At 58.5% G+C, this 18375-nt stretch carries 17 protein-coding genes; 8 read left to right on the top strand and 9 right to left on the bottom strand.

All coding sequences use genetic code 11. The features are described from left to right. Positions 1-10: 10 nt before the first annotated feature. The 4 genes from K3757_RS06885 to K3757_RS06870 form a co-directional block, all read right to left on the bottom strand. Complete coding sequence (locus tag K3757_RS06885) at positions 11-1615, bottom strand: carboxyl transferase domain-containing protein (RefSeq protein ID WP_260000455.1); 1605 nt, start codon at positions 1613-1615, stop codon at positions 11-13. Next, positions 1612-1932: a hypothetical protein gene (locus K3757_RS06880; RefSeq protein WP_260000453.1), complete on the bottom strand. Its 321-nt coding sequence runs from the start codon at positions 1930-1932 to the stop codon at positions 1612-1614. The genes K3757_RS06885 and K3757_RS06880 overlap by 4 nt, the downstream gene beginning before the upstream one ends. A 119-nt stretch (positions 1933-2051) precedes the next feature. After that, positions 2052-3572, bottom strand: a complete 1521-nt coding sequence (locus tag K3757_RS06875) for an AMP-binding protein (protein ID WP_260000451.1) — start codon at positions 3570-3572, stop codon at positions 2052-2054. Further along, positions 3569-4732 (bottom strand): acyl-CoA dehydrogenase family protein, encoded by a 1164-nt coding sequence (locus K3757_RS06870; protein WP_260000449.1) that lies wholly within the window; start codon positions 4730-4732, stop codon positions 3569-3571. Before K3757_RS06870 ends, K3757_RS06875 begins: the two co-directional genes overlap by 4 nt. 142 nt (positions 4733-4874) lie before the next feature. Between K3757_RS06870 and K3757_RS06865 the strand changes: the two genes are divergently transcribed. Continuing rightward, complete coding sequence (locus K3757_RS06865; RefSeq protein WP_260000447.1) at positions 4875-5342, top strand: pyridoxamine 5'-phosphate oxidase family protein; 468 nt, start codon at positions 4875-4877, stop codon at positions 5340-5342. Between the two features lie 81 nt (positions 5343-5423). Here the strand turns inward: K3757_RS06865 and K3757_RS06860 are convergent, their stop codons facing one another. Both K3757_RS06860 and K3757_RS06855 read right to left on the bottom strand, forming a co-directional pair. After that, a complete protein-coding gene (locus tag K3757_RS06860) occupies positions 5424-6620 on the bottom strand; it encodes a DegT/DnrJ/EryC1/StrS aminotransferase family protein (RefSeq protein WP_260000445.1) in 1197 nt (398 codons plus the stop codon). Between the two features lie 3 nt (positions 6621-6623). Next, positions 6624-7295 carry an HAD-IA family hydrolase gene (locus tag K3757_RS06855; RefSeq protein WP_260000443.1) on the bottom strand — a complete coding sequence of 224 codons (672 nt, stop codon included), beginning with the start codon at positions 7293-7295 and terminating at the stop codon, positions 6624-6626. Between the two features lie 144 nt (positions 7296-7439). Between K3757_RS06855 and glmU the strand changes: the two genes are divergently transcribed. Genes glmU through K3757_RS06835 form a run of 4 tightly spaced genes read left to right on the top strand, consistent with a single transcriptional unit; the run spans position 7440 to position 11841 of the window. Next, a complete protein-coding gene (gene glmU / locus K3757_RS06850) occupies positions 7440-8792 on the top strand; it encodes a bifunctional UDP-N-acetylglucosamine diphosphorylase/glucosamine-1-phosphate N-acetyltransferase GlmU (RefSeq protein WP_260000441.1) in 1353 nt (450 codons plus the stop codon). Position 8793: 1 nt separating this feature from the next. Further along, complete coding sequence (gene glmS / locus K3757_RS06845; RefSeq protein WP_260000439.1) at positions 8794-10614, top strand: glutamine--fructose-6-phosphate transaminase (isomerizing); 1821 nt, start codon at positions 8794-8796, stop codon at positions 10612-10614. After that, positions 10614-11171 (top strand): pyridoxamine 5'-phosphate oxidase family protein, encoded by a 558-nt coding sequence (locus K3757_RS06840; RefSeq protein ID WP_260000437.1) that lies wholly within the window; start codon positions 10614-10616, stop codon positions 11169-11171. The genes glmS and K3757_RS06840 overlap by 1 nt, the downstream gene beginning before the upstream one ends. Then, positions 11164-11841, top strand: coding sequence for a DNA alkylation repair protein (locus tag K3757_RS06835; protein ID WP_260000435.1), 678 nt, complete (start codon positions 11164-11166; stop codon positions 11839-11841). The genes K3757_RS06840 and K3757_RS06835 overlap by 8 nt, the downstream gene beginning before the upstream one ends. A 69-nt stretch (positions 11842-11910) precedes the next feature. On the opposite strand, the gene K3757_RS06830 is transcribed toward K3757_RS06835, so the two are convergent. After that, complete coding sequence (locus K3757_RS06830; RefSeq protein ID WP_260000433.1) at positions 11911-12504, bottom strand: hypothetical protein; 594 nt, start codon at positions 12502-12504, stop codon at positions 11911-11913. Between the two features lie 57 nt (positions 12505-12561). Between K3757_RS06830 and moaA the strand changes: the two genes are divergently transcribed. Genes moaA through K3757_RS06815 form a run of 3 tightly spaced genes read left to right on the top strand, consistent with a single transcriptional unit; the run spans position 12562 to position 15889 of the window. Beyond that, positions 12562-13569, top strand: a complete 1008-nt coding sequence (gene moaA, locus K3757_RS06825) for a GTP 3',8-cyclase MoaA (RefSeq protein ID WP_260000431.1) — start codon at positions 12562-12564, stop codon at positions 13567-13569. Positions 13570-13586: 17 nt separating this feature from the next. Then, entirely contained in the window at positions 13587-14852 is a 1266-nt protein-coding gene (locus K3757_RS06820) for a 3-deoxy-D-manno-octulosonic acid transferase (protein ID WP_311201751.1), read from the top strand. Next, a complete protein-coding gene (locus tag K3757_RS06815; RefSeq protein WP_260000427.1) occupies positions 14849-15889 on the top strand; it encodes a glycosyltransferase family 4 protein in 1041 nt (346 codons plus the stop codon). Before K3757_RS06820 ends, K3757_RS06815 begins: the two co-directional genes overlap by 4 nt. Positions 15890-15951: 62 nt before the next feature. Here K3757_RS06815 and K3757_RS06810 read toward each other — a convergent pair whose 3' ends face one another. Then, entirely contained in the window at positions 15952-17115 is a 1164-nt protein-coding gene (locus K3757_RS06810) for a M20 aminoacylase family protein (RefSeq protein ID WP_260000425.1), read from the bottom strand. A 76-nt stretch (positions 17116-17191) separates the two neighbouring features. Beyond that, positions 17192-18358, bottom strand: a complete 1167-nt coding sequence (locus tag K3757_RS06805) for a M20 aminoacylase family protein (protein WP_260000423.1) — start codon at positions 18356-18358, stop codon at positions 17192-17194. Between the last annotated feature and the right edge of the window lie 17 nt (positions 18359-18375).

The raw sequence follows: 18375 nt of genomic DNA, 5'->3' as shown, positions 1-18375 counted from the left end.
TCTTCCCTCCTCACATCCGGAACACGCCGAACTTCGTCGGCTCGATGGGGGCATTCAGGCTTGCGGACAGGCTGAGGAACAGCGTGTCGCGGGTTTTACGTGGATCAATGATCCCGTCATCCCAAAGCCGCGCGGAGGCATAAAGCGGATGAGACTGTTCTTCGAACATGTCCACCGTAGGCTGCTTGAAGGCTGCCTCTTCCTCGGCAGACCATGTGCCGCCCTGCCGCTCGATTGCGTCACGTTTGACCGTGGCCAGAACGCCCGCCGCTTGCGCGCCCCCCATCACAGAAATGCGCGAGTTTGGCCAAGACCACAAGAAACGCGGGCTATAGGCGCGCCCTGCCATGCCGTAATTGCCCGCCCCGAAAGAGCCGCCAACCAACATCGTGATCTTGGGTACGTTCGTACAAGCCACTGCTGTCACCATCTTGGCGCCATGGCGCGCGATGCCTTCGTTCTCGTATTTGCGGCCGACCATAAATCCGGTGATATTCTGCAAGAACACCAGCGGGATACCGCGTTGCGAGCAAAGTTCGACGAAATGTGCGCCCTTCTGGGCTGCCTCCGAAAACAGGACGCCGTTGTTGGCAACAATTCCGATAGGACACCCTTTAAGGTGGGCAAAACCGGTGACCAGAGTTTCGCCAAAGCGCGGTTTGAATTCGTCAAATCGGCTGCCGTCAACAGTCCGTGCAATCACTTCGCGGATATCATAGGGCGTGCGCAGATCGCCGGGCACAACGCCGAGAATCTCATCCGGGTCATAGGCCGGCTCTTCGATGCTTTCCCACTGCACGGTGCTGGGTTTGGCACGGTTCAGATATCCCACAGCACGCCGTGCGAGGCTTAGCGCATGAGCATCATCCTCTGCCAGATAGTCAGCAACACCAGACAGGCGTGTATGGACATCACCGCCACCCAAGTCTTCTGCCGTGACAACCTCGCCCGTTGCGGCCTTTACCAAAGGAGGACCAGCAAGGAAGATCGTCCCCTGCTCTTTCACGATGATCGTCACATCCGACATCGCAGGCACATAGGCCCCGCCCGCCGTACACGATCCCATAACCACGGCGATCTGCGGAATGCCCTTTGCGCTCATCCGTGCCTGATTATAGAAAATCCGACCAAAGTGGTCACGGTCGGGAAAGACTTCATCCTGATTGGGCAGGTTCGCACCACCGCTGTCGACCAGATAGATGCACGGTAGATTGTTCTCTTCGGCAATCTCTTGTGCGCGCAGGTGTTTCTTGACCGTCATCGGGTAATAGGTGCCGCCCTTCACGGTTGCATCGTTGCACACCACCATGACTTCGTGGCCCTGCACGGTGCCAATCCCCGCGATCACACCCGCACAAGGGGCAGCACCGCCGTAAAGCCCGTGCGCCGCAACGGCGCCGACCTCCAGAAACGGGCTGCCGGGATCAAGCAGGTTCGCCACGCGCTCTCGCGGCAGCATCTTGCCGCGGCTCAGGTGCCGGTCGCGCGATTTCTCGCCACCACCAAAGGCAGCCGCCTGTGCCGCTTCACGGACCTGTGCCAGCGCCTCAAGATGGGCGGCAGTGTTACTTTTGAACGCCTCTGAGGACGGGAGAGCTTGAGAAGAGAGTTTCATTGATCCACTTTCTTTAGGGGAAGACGTCGGAAGAAAAATGCGCCTGCTGCGTAAAAGACAAAGCCCACAACAGGAAACGCACGAAACAAGAGCGCATCATTCGGGCCGACAGGTTCGGGGTTTTGAAAAAATGGCATCTGCTCCAAAACCCACGCCGTTAGGCCCACTGCGACTAAAATGATTGGAACGCCGACAAAGAAAAACTTGCTCAGAAGCATGACGGTGCCGTCGCGTGCCACCCACTGCGCGCCGCAGGCAGGGCATGCAGCCGGTTCTCCGGAATAGAAGCTAATCCGAAACAATTTCGCACTGCTCATTGCGCTGCGGCAATCCGGACACCGCCCTCGAAACAAGTTTGCAACCCAGCGGACGGCGGGCGCCAGCTTTACAACCCTTGCAACGAACCGGTCACTGCCGCTTTGGCGCGTAGCCACCATCAACCTGCGCCCTCCACCATTGCGCGGGCCTTCAGCTCGCGCCGGATCACCTTTCCGGTGACCGTCATTGGTAAGGCATCCAGGAATTCTATTTCTCTTGGATAAGAATAACTTGCCAGACGCTCCTTAACCCATGCCTGAAGCTCCGGGGCAGCCACTTGCGCCCCCTTTTTCACAACGACATACGCCTTCACTACTTCGGTCCGCAGCGCGTCAGGCTTTCCCACAACCCCCACCGTCGCCACGGCAGGATGGGTCAGTAAGCAATCCTCGATCTCCGCAGGCCCAATACGGTAGCCGCTGGAGGTGATCACATCATCTTCGCGGCCCACAAAACGCAGGAAATCGCCTTCCCAGATGCCGCGATCGCCCGTCAGCATCCAGTCACCGCGGTACTTGGCCGCCGTCTCCTCGGGCCGGTTCCAATAGCGCAACATCATCGAAGCCGCCCCGCGCTTCACCGCTACATCGCCCTCACTCTGCGTAGGCGTGTCGCCATCCAGCACCGCAATCTCGAACCCCGGAACCGGCTTGCCAATACAGCCCGCCCGAGCGTCGAACGCCGCGCCGCAGCTGCTGGCGACCATATTGCATTCGGTCTGGCCGTAGAATTCATTTATTTGCACACCCAGCGCGTCGCGACCCCATGCCAGCATCTGCGCGCCCAACGGCTCTCCTCCGCTTGCGACCGACCGGAGCCCGTCAATTGTCGCACCCTGCGCCTTGAGCATCCGCAACGCAGTGGGCGGGAAAAACACGTTGCGCACATCGCCGGCAGCGATGATCCGCGCGCATTCATTCACATCAAATTTCGCCATTCGTGCCGCAACCACAGGCACGCCCAGCGCCAGCGCAGGCATAGCCACATCGAACAACCCGCCAATCCATGCCCAGTCAGCGGGCGTCCAAAGACAATCGCCATCTTGGCCCAGATAATCATGGCTTATCGCGACACCGGGCAAATGGCCGGTTAATATACGGTGGCCATGCAATGCGCCCTTAGGTGTGCCCGTTGTGCCTGATGTATAGATCAAGACAGCCGGATCCTCCGGGCAGGTATCCGCGAACGGCACTTGGGGGCCTGCTATGCCGATGTCTTCGGCCAGCCAAGGCTCTGCCAGATCACCCAACAAAGACGCCCCTTCGACATCGGTGAGAACGATTTCGACGCCGCTATCTCCAACCCTTGAAGCCAGCGCATCGTGTTTAAAAAGTTTGAACAAAGGCACTGAAATCGCGCCGATTTTCCAGATTGCCAGATGAGAGGCGACACACCACGGGCTCTGGCTCAACAACACACCGACGCGGTCACCCGCCTTTACGCGCGCCATCAGCGCGCGGGCAATGCCGTCCACCATGTCGTCCAGCGCAGCAACACTCACATCGCGGCGCATGGGTCCTGTCAAATCAATCACCGCCAGCGCATCAGGATCGCCAGCCAAACATTGCCGCGCCATGTTAAGGCGCGCTGGTATGTCCCAACGCCCCTCTCCATTCAAACCCGGCAACGCCTGTATCATGACATGGATGCCATCATCTCGCGACCCACGAGCATGCGCCGGATTTCCGATGTTCCAGCGCCGATTTCCATCAGCTTGGCATCTCGGAAGATGCGGGCAACTGGGTTGTCAGACAAATACCCTGCCCCGCCCATCGCCTGCACCGCTTGGTGCGCCTGCACCATCGCCTGCTCGGACGCATAAAGACAGCACGCGGCTGCATCTGCACGGGTCACCTCGCCGCGATCACAAGATTTGGCAACTTCGTATACATAAGCGCGGGCCGAGTTCATGGCCGTGTACATATCCGCCATTTTACCCTGCATCAGCTGGAAGCTACCGACTGGCTGTCCGAACTGTTTTCGTTCGGCCATATAGGGCATAATTTCATCAAGGCAAGCCGCCATAAGCCCCAAACCGATCCCAGCCAACACGACGCGTTCGTAGTCGAGGCCAGACATCAAGACGCGCACGCCCCTGCCTTCTTCGCCCAACACATTCTCGAACGGGACTTCGCAGTCGTCAAAGATCAGCTCGGCAGTGTTCGAACCACGCATACCGAGCTTGTCGAAATGCTGACTGGTGGTGAAACCCTTCATGCTCTTCTCGATCAAGAATGCGGTAATCCCCTTGGAGCCTGCATCTTTGTCCGTTTTGGCATAGACAACCAGCGTTTCTGCATCACAGCCATTGGTGATCCAGTATTTGTTGCCGCTCAGACGGTAGTGGTCATTGCGCTTTTCAGCGCTCAATTTCATCGAAACAACGTCGGAACCGGCGCTGGTCTCTGACATCGCCAGCGCGCCGACATGCTCACCCGAGCACAGCTTGGGCAGGAATTTCGCGCGCTGCTCATCCGTGCCGTTCAGGCTGATCTGGTTCACACACAGGTTGGAATGCGCGCCGTAAGACAGCGAGACAGATGCGCTTGCCCGCGCGACCTCTTCTACCGCGACAGTATGCGCGAGATAGCCCATTCCGGTACCACCCCACTTTTCGTCAACGGTCATACCTAACAAGCCAAGGCTGCCCATCTCCTGCCACAAGTCGGCAGGGAACATATTTTCAGAGTCTATGCTTTGAGCCATAGGGCGCACCCGCTCTTGCGCCCAACGGTGTACCGTCTCTCGCAAAGCATTGACGTCTTCGCCTAGATCAAACTGCATGGTGGCGTTGAACATGGAACTTCTCCCTCGATCCGGATTTATTGAACGCTTGTTCATTACTGACAGAACACACCCCCTGCGTCAAGCTTTGGAACTCGTCCGCCTTCAGGCGGGTTGAGAAAGCGATACAAGCAACGCGTTTAAAAAGGAGCCTCCCATGGCAGACCTCAATCAAACCTTCTGGGACCGTCTCAGCGATTCCCGTACTGGCATGCTAAGCGCGCAAAACGCGCCTGCCGCCCCGATGACGCATTACGTTGACGCAGAACACCGCGCCTTGTGGTTCATCACTGCCAAGGGCACCGATCTGGGAAAAGCCGCGGCTGGTGGCTCAACCGCTCAGTACATCGTTTCAGACAATGACGCCCACATTTATGCGCGCATCGACGGCAAAGTGCACAGTGTGAACGATCCGGCCAAGCTTGAAGAATTATGGTCGATTATCGCCGCTGCATGGTTTGAAGACGGCAAGCAGGATGACGATTTGGAGCTTATCCGAATGGACCTGAGCGAAGCCGAAGTCTGGAGCACAGGCGGAGCATTGTCATTCTTCTACGAGATCGCAAAGGCAAACCTTGGCGGTAGCAAACCCGATATGGGCGAACATGGCACCCTACGTTTCTAAGCCCCCTCACCCACATTGCTGACTGCAACATGGCCGCGCGCGCGACATAAAACATGTCGTGCGCGCCAGCGCTCCGGCGGGTCAGGTTGCGGGGGTGCTGATCCTTTCCGCCTCTTCGCGAATTATGCGTGCGATCATCGCGCAATCGTCAAGGCTGAAGGTTAGCGGGACGCGCATGTCTATAATACCTGCAAGCACGCGATCGCTTTGTGGCATTGCAGGCGCGTCAACATACCGCCAACTGTCATAGCGGCTGGTAAATCCGACCGGCTCAGCATTCCCGAACCACTTCAATTCAACGCCGCGTGCAGCGCAACGCCCGACAAGCATTTGCACATCTGCCGCCTGCCAGTCCTCCAACAAAAACTGGATAGAAGAGCCAACGAACGTTTCCTGCTCCTGCCGCTCAATCACCGTCAACCCGGCCGCCCCGCGCAAGCCAGTTTCAAGCGTCAGATACCTCTCGTTCCAACGCGTACATTGAGTGGCCAAATCTTCGAGTTGCGGTCGCAGGATCGCTGCGCGCAGGTTGTCCATACGCCCCGAGATATTCGGCGTTTCAAAACGAATTGTCTCGAATGTCTCCTTTGGCGGCCCGGCCAGATGGCGTTCATACAGCATATAGCTACCCGAATACATGATTGCGCGTGCGGCTACTTCCGCGTCATCTGTGACAAACAGCCCGCCCTCGCCGGAATTCATGTGCTTGTAGGTCTGACACGAATAGCAGCCGACCTTCCCCCATGTTCCCGAAGGCTTGCCCTTCCAGGCGGCCCCCATGGTGTGGGCGCAGTCTTCGATGACAGTGATACCCGCGGCGTCGCAAATCTCCATCAACCGCTCCATGTCGCACAAATGCCCACGCATGTGGCTCAGCAACAGAACGCTTCCTTGATCCGCCTTCGCCGCAAGATCCTCAAGGTCAAGCACAAGCGATCGGGTCACGCCCACAAACACCGGCACTGCCCCAACAGCCGCAATCGCGCCCGGCACAGGCGCGAGGGTGAAGGCATTGGTTAAGACACGGTCAGATGGCTTGACCCCCACTGCGCGCAATGCGGTCGCCATGGCGTAGCCACCCGATGCCACCGCCAAGCAATATTTCGCGCCGACATAGGCCGCAAACTCCTGCTCCAGCAGCACAGTTTCGGCAATCTCGTCTCCGACCGTGTTATACCGGTGCAGGCGTCCGTGCCGCATCACCGCCACTGCCGCCGCAATCCCGGCCTCGGGGATCGGCTCCTGCTGTGTGAAACTTCCGCCGAAAACCTCGTCCAACGCTTAGACCTTTCCCAGCATCTGCTCGACCAAATCGGGCAAATCGCCGTAGCTATGCAACAAAGCCTCTGGCGCCAATGCCGCCATATCATCACCGGACGGACCAAAAGTCACGAGGATCGATGGCACACCAGCTGCGCGCGATGTGTTGCGGTCTGTGTCACTATCACCCACCAGCACACAAAGCGCTGGATCGCCGCCTGCGCGACGTGCGGTCTCGTACAGGTGCTCGGGATCGGGTTTGCGCACGGACAGGGTATCAGCGCCTAATAACGCAGCGAAGCTGTCCAGCACGCCCAGACGGGTAAGCAATTCGCGCGCAAGTCCCTCGGGTTTGTTGGTACAGATAGCGACGATATAGCCCCGCGTTTTCAGCTCTGCCACCGCTGCCATCGCACCATCATACAGCCGCGTATGCGTGTCGATGTCACGGGCATAATGGCTCAACAGATCAGAGTAATAGGTGTCAATCAGTGGATCATCCTCGGCGCGGCCCATACGGATCATGCCCAGACGCAACATCGCGCGTCCACCGCGCAGCGCAGTCCCTGCATCCGTCGCCGGATCAAGCAGATCACCTGCACCCATATCGCGAAAACACGCATTTGCCGCAGCGATCAAATCACCGCTCGTATCGGCAAGCGTGCCGTCCAGATCGAATACCACCGTCTTCATCGAAATCCCCCGCATCATGCAACATTCCGCCTACCGCGCACCCCTGCTTGTTGCAAGCCGCAACCCGAAGTGATCCGGACCTACCTTGCGCTGGACAGCAGTTGAGGTAAACAAGTCTTAAATATAGAGCAGAACGGAAAACAGATGAATACCAGCCTGATTATTCTTGCTGCTGGCAAGGGCACGCGCATGAATTCGGAGCTGCCGAAAGTGTTACACCCCATCGCCGGCGACCCAATGCTGGTTCACGCGATTGCGGCAGGTGCCACATTGGACCCTGCCCACACAGTTGTCGTTGCGGGTCACGGGGCCGAAGCGGTGACCAAGGCCGCCCATGCGTTTGACGAAACCGCGATCGTTGTGGTCCAGCACGAACAGCTTGGCACCGCGCATGCGGTCAATCAGGCGAAAGACGCGCTTGCTGATTTCGACGGGACAGCGATCGTGCTGTACGGTGATACGCCCTTTGTTTCACCCGAAACGCTTGAACGGATGGTGCAGGCAGCACAAGAAGTGGATGTGGTCGTGCTTGGCTTTGAGGCCGCCGATCCGGGACGCTACGGCCGCCTGATCCTCGAAGGTAAATCCCTTGAGCGGATCATAGAATTCAAAGACGCGAACGAGGCAGAGCGCGCGATCACTCTGTGCAACAGCGGTGTCATTGCGTGCGACAGTGCGCTTCTGTTCGACCTGATCTCAGAAGTCGACAACAACAACGCTTCCGGCGAATACTACCTTACGGACATCATTGGTCTGGCCCGTGCGCGCGGGCTGCGCGCCACCGCCGTCACCTGCGACGAAGCTGAAACACTGGGAGTCAACTCTCGTGCGCAACTGGCCGAGGCGGAAGCCGCATTTCAGGCCCGCGCCCGCGCCATCCTGCTGGAAGACGGCGTGACCCTGCAGGCCCCGGAAACCGTATACCTTGCCCGCGACACTGTCATCGGACGCGATACTCTGATTGAGCCGAACGTGGTCTTTGGCCCCGGCGTCACGGTCGAAAGCGGAGTGCACATTCGTGCGTTCAGCCATCTGGAGGGCTGCCACGTGTCGCGCGGGTCCGTTGTTGGACCTTATGCGCGCCTGCGCCCCGGTGCCGAACTGGAAGAAAATACACGCGTAGGCAACTTTGTCGAAATCAAGAACGCTGTTGTGGCCGAAGGTGCCAAGGTCAACCATCTTAGCTATATCGGCGACGCCTTTGTCGGCGCACGCGCCAACATCGGCGCAGGTACCATCACCTGCAATTACGATGGCGTGATGAAGCATCACACTCATATCGGCGCAAACGCCTTTATCGGATCGAACACCATGCTGGTCGCACCTGTGCATATCGGCAACGGAGCAATGACCGCTTCAGGTTCGGTGATTACGTCGGACGTTGAACCCGACGCATTGGCGCTGTCGCGCGCACCGCAGGTCGAGAAACCGGGAATGGCGCGCAAACTCATGGACATTTTGAAGGCCAAAAAGGCCAAACAGCAGCGGGGCAGCTGATATGTGTGGAATTGTAGGGGTACTGGGGAAGCACGAAGCAGCGCCCATTCTGGTAGAAGCGCTTAAGCGGCTCGAATATCGCGGCTATGACAGTGCAGGTATCGCCACTGTAAACAATGGCGTTCTGGAACGCCGCCGCGCCGTCGGCAAACTGGTTAATCTTGGCGATCTGCTGGTACATGAACCGCTGGCGGGCAAGTCGGGGATCGGCCACACCCGCTGGGCCACCCATGGTGAACCCAATATCGGAAATGCCCACCCTCACCGCTCGGGTCCCGTCGCTGTCGTGCATAACGGGATCATCGAAAACTTCCGTGAATTGCGCGTTGAGCTAGCTACCTACGGTATCACACCGGTCACCGATACCGATACTGAAACCGTGGCAATGCTGGCCCAGCACTTCATGTCCGAAGGGCTCGGCGCACGTGAGGCTGCGGTAAAGACACTGGGCAAACTGCAAGGCGCCTTTGCGCTGGCCTTTTTGTTCGATGGTGAAGACGACCTGATCGTTGCCGCGCGCAAAGGCTCGCCGCTGGCGATCGGCTATGGCGACGGCGAGATGTTTGTCGGGTCGGACGCGATTGCCCTATCGCCCATGACCGACCGCATCAGCTATCTTGAGGAAGGCGACTATGCCTTTGTCACCCGTGCGGGTGCAGAGATTTTCAATGCTGCGGGCGAACCTGCGAACCGCGAAGTGCGCACAATCCAGATCAGCGCCACCCGGATCGACAAAGCCGGCCACAAACACTTTATGGCGAAAGAAATCGCCGAACAGCCCACAGTTATTGCCGAAGCCTTGGGCCACTATCTAAGCAAGTCAGGTGAAATCCGCCTGCCCGACCCCCAGATCGATTTTGCAAACGTGGACCGCATCACAATGGTTGCCTGCGGCACTGCGTATTTGGCCTGCGTGACCGCCAAATACTGGTTTGAACAAATTGCGCGCCTGCCGGTAGAGGTCGATGTTGCCTCTGAGTTCCGCTATCGTGAACCACCGATCCCTGCCCGCTCTGTTGCGTTATTTGTCAGCCAGTCTGGTGAAACAGCGGACACGCTGGCTGCGCTACGATACTGCGAAGGCAAAGCCGACAAGATCATGTCGGTGGTTAACGTTCCCGAAAGCTCGATCGCACGTGAAAGCGATCTGGCGATGCCGATTTATGCAGGCGTCGAAATCGGCGTTGCCTCGACCAAAGCATTCACCTGCCAGCTTATCGTTCTGTTCTTGCTGGCGCTCAAAGCCGCCAAGGATCGCGGCGCAATCACCGAGGAAGAGCGTCAGGACCATTTGGCGCAACTGCGGCGCTTGCCGGCCCTGATGGCCGAAGCACTGGATCAAAGCGACTCTATTCGTGAGACAGCGCGCAAGCTGGCAAATGCCCGTGATGTATTGTTCCTGGGCCGGGGGCCGCTTTACCCCCTTGCCCATGAAGGGGCGCTTAAACTAAAAGAAATCAGCTACATACACGCCGAGGCTTATGCTTCAGGTGAATTGAAGCACGGCCCCATCGCCCTGATTGATGAAAACATGCCTGTGGTGGTTCTGGCCCCGCGTGACGCGCTTTTCGACAAAACAGTCAGCAACATGCAGGAAGTCATGGCGCGCAAGGGAAAGGTGATCCTTGTCTCGGACCGAGAAGGCCTGAACGAGGCAAACCAAGGGGTCTGGGACACCATCGAGATGCCTGATGTTTCCGATGCTGTTGCGCCGATCCTCTACGCAATTCCAGCCCAGTTGCTTGCCTATCATACGGCTGTTGCCAAAGGGACGGATGTGGATCAGCCCCGCAACCTCGCGAAATCGGTCACGGTCGAGTAATGGCCAAGCAATTCAAACGAATAGAAGACGATCACCTCAAGTTCATCGAAGCGCAGCACATGTTCTTTTGCGGCTCTGCCGCCGCAGAAGGCCGCGTCAATATCTCACCCAAAGGCATGGATAGCCTGCGGGTGCTGGGTTCGAACCGGATCATCTGGCGCAATCTGACCGGATCAGGCAATGAAACCGCAGGCCATCTGGCGCAGGTAAACCGGATGACCCTGATGTGGTGCGGGTTTGAGGCACGGCCAATGATCATGAGGGCCTATGGAAGTGCGCGCACGTTGCACCCGCGCGATGCCGACTTTGCGAAGCTCGATGCGCTGTTCGATGCCTCGCCCGGCGCACGGCAAATCTATGACATGACCGTGGACATGTTGCAGACCAGCTGTGGTTATGCGGTCCCCTTCTTTGATTATGCGGGCGAAAGGGACGTGCTGGCCAAATGGGCGCAGGACAAGGGGCCTGACGGGATCGAGACCTATTGGGACACGCGCAACCGCACAACCATCGACAGTCTTCCCACCCATATCATTTCCGAGACTGACAATGCATGAACCTTATCTTGCCACGCTTCATGCGCTGGCCGATCCCGAACGCGCCACAGGCATGCGCGCCTATCACAAGACCGACCGTGTTTATTTGGGGCTGACCAATACGCAACTGAATGAGCTGACAAAAGAATGGCGCGGCGAGCTGGATGTACCGGACCGCGTTGCGCTGGCCGATGCACTGTGGCGCACGGATATCTTTGAGGCGCGGCTTGCCGCAGCGAAACTTCTGACGCAGGCCCGCTTGCGCCCAGATGATCAGGCCGCGTGGCAGCTTATCGCGTCATGGTGTCCGGACTTTGACAGCTGGGCCATTGCAGATCATGCCTGCATGGCAGGCCAAAAGCGGCTTGTGGCGGACCCTACCCGCCTCGACGAGGTTGAGCGTTGGACGACATCAGATCACATGTGGACACGCAGAGCGGCCTTGGTAATCACTCTGCCGTGGACCAAGCAAAACAACCCGAAACCAGCCGAGCTTGAAGCCCGTGACCGCATTCTGGGTTGGGCAGCCGACTATGTCACCGATCATCAATGGTTCATCCAAAAGGCCGTCGCATGGTGGCTGCGCGACCTCAGTAAGCATGACCCTGACCGCGTTCACGACTTTATCAACCAGCATGGCGACCAGATGAAGCCCTTTGCCCGCAAAGAGGCGCTTCGCCTGCTGAAATGACGGCGTGCAGCCGTTCTTTGCACAAAGCAGGCGACCCACGCTGATCCGGCCTGCGCTTATTAGCTTTATCTAGCCGCCAAGCGTGACTTCAAGCTCCGTCAATTCGGTCAGAGATGCCTCAATCAAGCGCATGGCAGGAAGAGACAGCCGACTACCTCCAGTTGCAGGCCCGTCGATCGGAATAAGCGTCACAGACGAGGATTTACCATTCGCTTTGTTGGTCACGCGGCCGCTTGTCTCGGTTTTGACCAGCGGTGTCTTCAGCCAGAACCCCGGCTCGGTCGGACTGCCCAGACTGGCAACGGTGGTGCCAAGCAGTTTGGCGCTGGCATCGGCCGCAACCGGAGCCGCAGCCTGCTTACGCTGCGCAGCTGTGGTCGTATCAAGCGTTGCTTGCGTGTTCGCTGCCTTCGGCGGGGGCGGTGCGGAGGTTAGCACAGGATCGGCAGGCACCGCAGCGATGTCTGCGGCCGTTGCCTCCGGCAGATCGGACGCGGCGATTTCCGCCGCAGTTGCTGCTGGGGTGCTGGCAGGAGGTACCGTGTCTTCCGGCTGACCCAGACCCAACTGGGCACAGGCTCCGAGAGCTAAAAGAGCGGCAAGGGCGACGGGGGGCGTGTGAACTGATTTCATGGGTCTAACGTAATCCAGCTTTGCAGTCACTCCAAGCCCCTGAAATCAAGCTTGCCCCGCCGTCTTGAGGCCTATACCAATAGCTCCATGACAGCCCCACTTATAGATCCCTTCGCCCGCGCCATTACGTATTTGCGTGTCTCGGTCACTGACCGCTGCGATTTCCGCTGCGTTTATTGCATGTCAGAGAACATGACCTTCCTGCCCAAACGTGAATTGCTCACGCTTGAGGAACTGGATCGCATGTGTTCGACCTTCATTGGATTGGGCGTAGAGAAGCTGCGTATCACTGGCGGAGAGCCGCTGGTCCGTCGGGGAATCATGACATTTTTTGATGGCATGAAACGCCATCTGGATGCCGGCACGCTGAAAGAGCTGACACTGACCACCAACGGCAGCCAGCTAGAGAAATACGCCAAGGACCTTTTTGCAGCGGGTGTGCGGCGGGTGAATGTGTCGCTTGATACGCTGGATGAGGGCAAGTTTGCCGAGGTGACCCGTTGGGGCCGCCTGCCCCAGGTTTTGCGCGGTATTGATGCAGCACAGGCTGCGGGCCTTCGGGTCAAGATCAACGCCGTCGCCCTCAAAGGTTTTAACGAACCTGAACTGGCGCAGATCACCGAATGGTGTGCCGAGCGAGACATGGACCTCACCTGGATTGAGGTGATGCCCATGGGCGACATCGGCAACGAGGACCGGCTCGACCAGTATTGGTCGCTCAAGGATGTGCGCGCGGCCTATGCCGAACATTACACCGTGACTGATCTGGCAGAGAACTCTGGCGGGCCTGCGCGCTATGTCCGCCTTGAAGAAACAGGGCAGAAGATCGGGTTCATCACACCGCTAAGCCACAATTTCTGTGAAAGCTGCAACCGCGTACGGATCACTTGCACCGGCGAAATCTATCTTTGTCTGGGGCAAGAAGACAGCGCCGATCTACGGGCCCCCTTGCGCGCCCATCCAACGGACAATGGGCCGCTGGAAGATGCGATCCGCGCCGCGATCAATCTCAAGCCCAAGGGCCATGATTTCGACTACTCTCGCCAAACGGCAAGTGGTCAGATGCCGCGCCACATGAGCCATACGGGCGGCTGAGGCCCATGCGCACGCCCATGCTCTACAGGGTATATGTAGCGCTGAGCATGGCTCTTGTGCCATTTGCAGCCCATTTGGCGATCAAGAAACTGCGCGCAGCAGGTTTGCCCGCACACCGTGCCCATGAGCGTCTGGGTCATGCAACCCAGAACCGCGCGGATGGTACGCTGATCTGGTTTCACGCGGCTTCTGTCGGTGAAAGCCTGGCTGTGCTGGCGCTTATCACACGCATGTCGGTCGCGCTGCCTGATGCGCATTTTCTAATCACATCCGGCACACCGACTTCAGCTGCGCTAATCGCCCAGCGAATGCCACCGAACTGCGTGCACCAGTTTGCGCCGCTCGACGCGCCTGGCCCGCTCAAACGGTTCTTGCGTCACTGGCGCCCGGATGCCGCAGTTTTTGTCGAAAGCGAGCTTTGGCCTCAGATGCTACGCCGCACGCACGACAGCGGGGCAGCGATGGCGCTGGTAAACGCGCGGCTGTCCGAAAAGTCGCTACAGGCTTGGGCCAAACGTCCGCGCCTTGCCGCCTATCTGCTTGAGGTTTTTGATCTCATCCTCACCCAAAATGATGCGATGGCAGAGGCGATGGTTCGTATCCATGCGCCACCAGCGCGGGTGGCACGCGGCCAGAACCTGAAATCCTTTGCGGGCCCATTGCCCCGCGACGAAGACCTCTTATTCGAGGCCCGCGCAGCTTTGGGACACAGACCTGTCTGGGTCGCAGCCTCCACACACGCGGGCGAAGAGCAGATAGCCCTGTCTGCTCATAAAAAGCTGCTCAAGACACATCCCGACCTGATGCTCATTCTTGTGCCCCGCCACCCCGAGCGCGGCACAGAGGTGGCACAGCTGATTGCCGATACGCAGATGGAATACAGCTGCCGCAGCCGTGGGGACATGCCGGGTGGCGCAGTCTATCTGGCCGACACGCTGGGTGAATTGGGCAACTGGTTCGCATTGAGCAAGATCGTCTTTCTTGGCGGCTCATTGATGCCTATTGGCGGCCACAACCCTTTCGAGGTCGCGCAATCCGGCGCTACGGTATTGTCGGGGAACCACGTTTTCAATTTTGCCGAGACCTATTCCGCGATGGAAGCGGCGGGCGCTGCGCGACTGGTCGCTGATGCCGATGATATGGCTGTGCAAGTGGATACGCTGCTGCGTGACGACCACGCCCGCGACAAGGCTGTGGCCGCGTCGAAAGGGTTCGCACAACAAGAGACTGGCAAGCTTGATACAATCGCTGCCCGCCTGATCAAAGCACTGAGGCTCGCATGACCAAACACCCACCGATTGACGTAATCGCCCCGAACTTCAAACGTCGCCTTTCCGGTGTTACGGCCACGGTGGTGCGGCTGGTGCCCGTGCAGGCGCGTGAGATTGCCATTGTGGCCACTGGCCCCGTGTTGCCCGCACATGTGCCGCAAATCCCGCTAAGATCACTGATTACGCTGCCCCGAAAGCACCTGCGCGTCTGGCACGCGCGGCGCAACGTTGAGATGATCGGCGGACTTGCCTTGAAGTACATGTTGGGTAAGCGGCTGAAGCTGATGTTCACCTCAGCCTCCCAACGCAAGCAGTCAGGCCTTACGCGGTGGCTGATCCGGCGCATGGATGCCGTGGTGGCAACCTCTGACAAAACCGCCGCTTACCTTGAGGGGCCCGCCACCGTCATCATGCACGGCATCGACACAGAGACATTCGCCCCTGCGCCAGACCGGACCGTGCTACGCGCGCGCATGGGGCTGCCAACCAAAGGGCCGCTGATCGGCTGCTATGGTCGTATTAGGGCGCAAAAAGGCACCGATGCTTTTGTACATGCAATGATCGATGTCCTGCAAAAGCACACTGACGCCAGCGCGATCGTCATGGGCCGTGCGGTGGGAGAAGACGAAGCCTATCTCTCCGCCCTGAAAAAGCACGTCGAGGCCGCGGGGCTAAAAGAGCGTATCCTGTTCAAACCCGAAGTCCCGACAGAGGCCATGGCAGACTGGTATGCCGCGCTTGATCTCTATGTCGCGCCGCAACGCTGGGAAGGCTTCGGCCTTACCCCGATTGAAGCGATGGCAACAGGCTGTCCTGTCGTGGCCACCCGCGTCGGCGCGTTCGAGCAATTGGTCAAAGAAGATGTCACAGGCAGTTTGGTCGATGCCGATGATATCCCTGCTCTCGCCCATGCGACAGACGCAGCTTTGGCAGATCAGGACCGCTTGAATAAATGGCGTGATGCCTCTCGCGCCCATGTACTGGAAAACTTTTCGATCCAATCCGAAGCTGAAAGCCTGAACGCGATTTACAAACGCCTTCTTGCCTGACCGACGGGTCGGCTCGCACCCAGCCAGTGGCAAGGGGGGGGCCGCAGCCCCCCGCACTTGCGTCAGCTCACTGGCATACGCTGTTCGATGATACCTGCCCACCAGCTACAGCCCGCCGGAATGACATCATCGTTAAAGTTATAGAGCGGATGGTGCACCATCGCTGTGTCGCCGTTGCCGACAAGGATATAAGCACCGGGCCGTTCTTCGAGCATAAAGGCGAAGTCTTCGCCGCCCATGACCAGCGGTGCCTCGTCGCACTCACCAGCCACACTGCGCGCCACGTCAGCGGCAAAAAGAGTTTGCTCTTCGTGGTTGATCATCACCGGATAGTTCCGCTCATAGGTTACCTGCGCTTTGCCGCCCATGGCGGTCGCAATACCAGAGCAAATCTCGTTCACGCGCTTGTCCGCCAGATCGCGCAGCTCCAGCGACATGGTGCGTACGGTGCCTTTGAGATGTACCTTTTGCGGGATCACATTGTAGGCATTGGATGATGTCTGGAACGACGTGATCGAAACAACGATGTTGCCCACCGGATCGGCATTGCGGCTTACAATGCTTTGCAAGGCAGTCACAATCTGAGAGGCGATGACGATCGGATCGACAGTCTCGTTCGGCTTGGCTGCATGGCCGCCCAGCCCTTCGATCTCAATGTCCAGCAGGTCTGTTGCGGCAAAGAACGGTCCGGGGCGAATTGCAAAGCTGCCAGCGGGCATGCCGGGCCAGTTGTGCATGCCGTATACTTCCTGAATCCCCCAGCGATCCATCATCCCGTCTTTGCACATCTCATGCCCCCCACCGCCGCCTTCTTCGGCGGGTTGAAAGATCACCACTGCCGTGCCGTCAAAGTTGCGCGTTTCGGCCAGATATTGCGCTGCCCCCAGCAGCATCGCTGTGTGCCCGTCATGACCACAAGCGTGCATTGCCCCATCGGTTTTCGACGCATACTCAAGACCTGTTGCCTCATGGATCGGCAATGCGTCCATGTCTGCACGCAAGCCTATGACCTTGCCCGATGCGTTCTCACGCCCCTTGATCACGCCAACAACACCTGTGCGCCCGATGCCCTCAACCACTTCGTCACAGCCAAACGCACGCAGCTTTTCAGCGACGGTCGCCGAGGTGCGATGCGTCTCAAACAGGATTTCGGGGTGTTCATGCAGATCACGTCGCCACGCGGTGATATCTGTGTGCAATTCGGCGAAACGATTCTTGACGGGCATGGGGGATTCCTTTGTCTGGTGAGGGGTTTGGGCGGAGCCTAGCCAAGTGTGACCAGAGCCGCCAGAGGGTGCGGCATCACGTCAACGGCATCCGCCGCTCTACCACTTCGGCAAACCAAGAACAGCCTGCGGGAATTGCCTCGTCGTTGAAATCATATTCGGGATGGTGCACCGTTGCCCCGCCCCCGTTGCCAAGCATGATATAGGCGCCGGGCCGCTCTTCGAGCATGTATGAAAAATCTTCTCCTGCCATAATCGGCGGGGTGTCACGGTCCACACCGGGGCTTACCGTTTCGGCTGCATCGGCAGCAAATTCGGTGTTGTCTGCGTAATTTACGGTGGCTGGATAGCCACGTTCGTAGTTGATTTCCGCCTTGCAACAATGCGCCCGCGCTGTCAGGTCCACGATTTCTTCCAGCCGTTTTTGCGCCAGATCACGCACGCCGCTATCCAGCGTTCGAACTGTGCCGCCCAACTGCACACGGTGCGGAATGATGTTGGACGCTTCACTGTCCGACCGCATGATGCAAACCGAAACCACGACCTGTTTCAACGGGTCCACATTCCGGCTGGCGATGGATTGCAATGCCAACACGATATGCGCAGTCGCGACATTCGGATCAACCGCTTCATGCGGGGCCGCCGCATGGCCACCCTGCCCTGTGATCGTAATCTCGAAATCATCCGTCGCAGCAAGCAGCGCGCCGGACCGGATGTGAAAGCTGCCAATATCTGCGCCGGGCATGTTGTGCAGGCCGTAAACCTCATCAATACCCCAACGATCCATCAGCCCGTCTTTGCACATCTCGCGGCCACCACCGCCGCCTTCTTCTGCGGGCTGAAAGATCAGCACAACCTTGCCATCGAAGTTGCGGGTCTCAGCCAGATACTGCGCGGCCCCCAGCAGGATCGCGGTATGGCCGTCATGTCCGCACGCGTGCATCTTGCCGGGAACCTTTGAAGCATATTCCAGCCCTGTTGCTTCTTCGATCGGCAGCGCATCCATATCCGCACGCAAGCCAACCGTACGGCCAGAGCCTGTCGCGCGTCCTTCAATCACGGCAACCACGCCGGTCCGACCTATGCCTGTGGTGATATCTGTAATGCCAAAGCTGCGCAGCTTGTCTTCGATGAACTTAGCAGTCTCGTGGACGTCGAATTGCAGTTCAGGGTACTGGTGCAAATGCCTGCGCCATCCGGTAATTTCTGCGTGCATATCGGCGAACCGGTTCTTGATCGGCATAATTGAAATTCCTTTTT

It is taken from the genome of Sulfitobacter sp. S223 (assembly GCF_025143825.1).
Taxonomy (GTDB): Bacteria; Pseudomonadota; Alphaproteobacteria; order Rhodobacterales; family Rhodobacteraceae; genus Sulfitobacter.
This window is presented reverse-complemented; position numbering and strand designations above follow the sequence as displayed.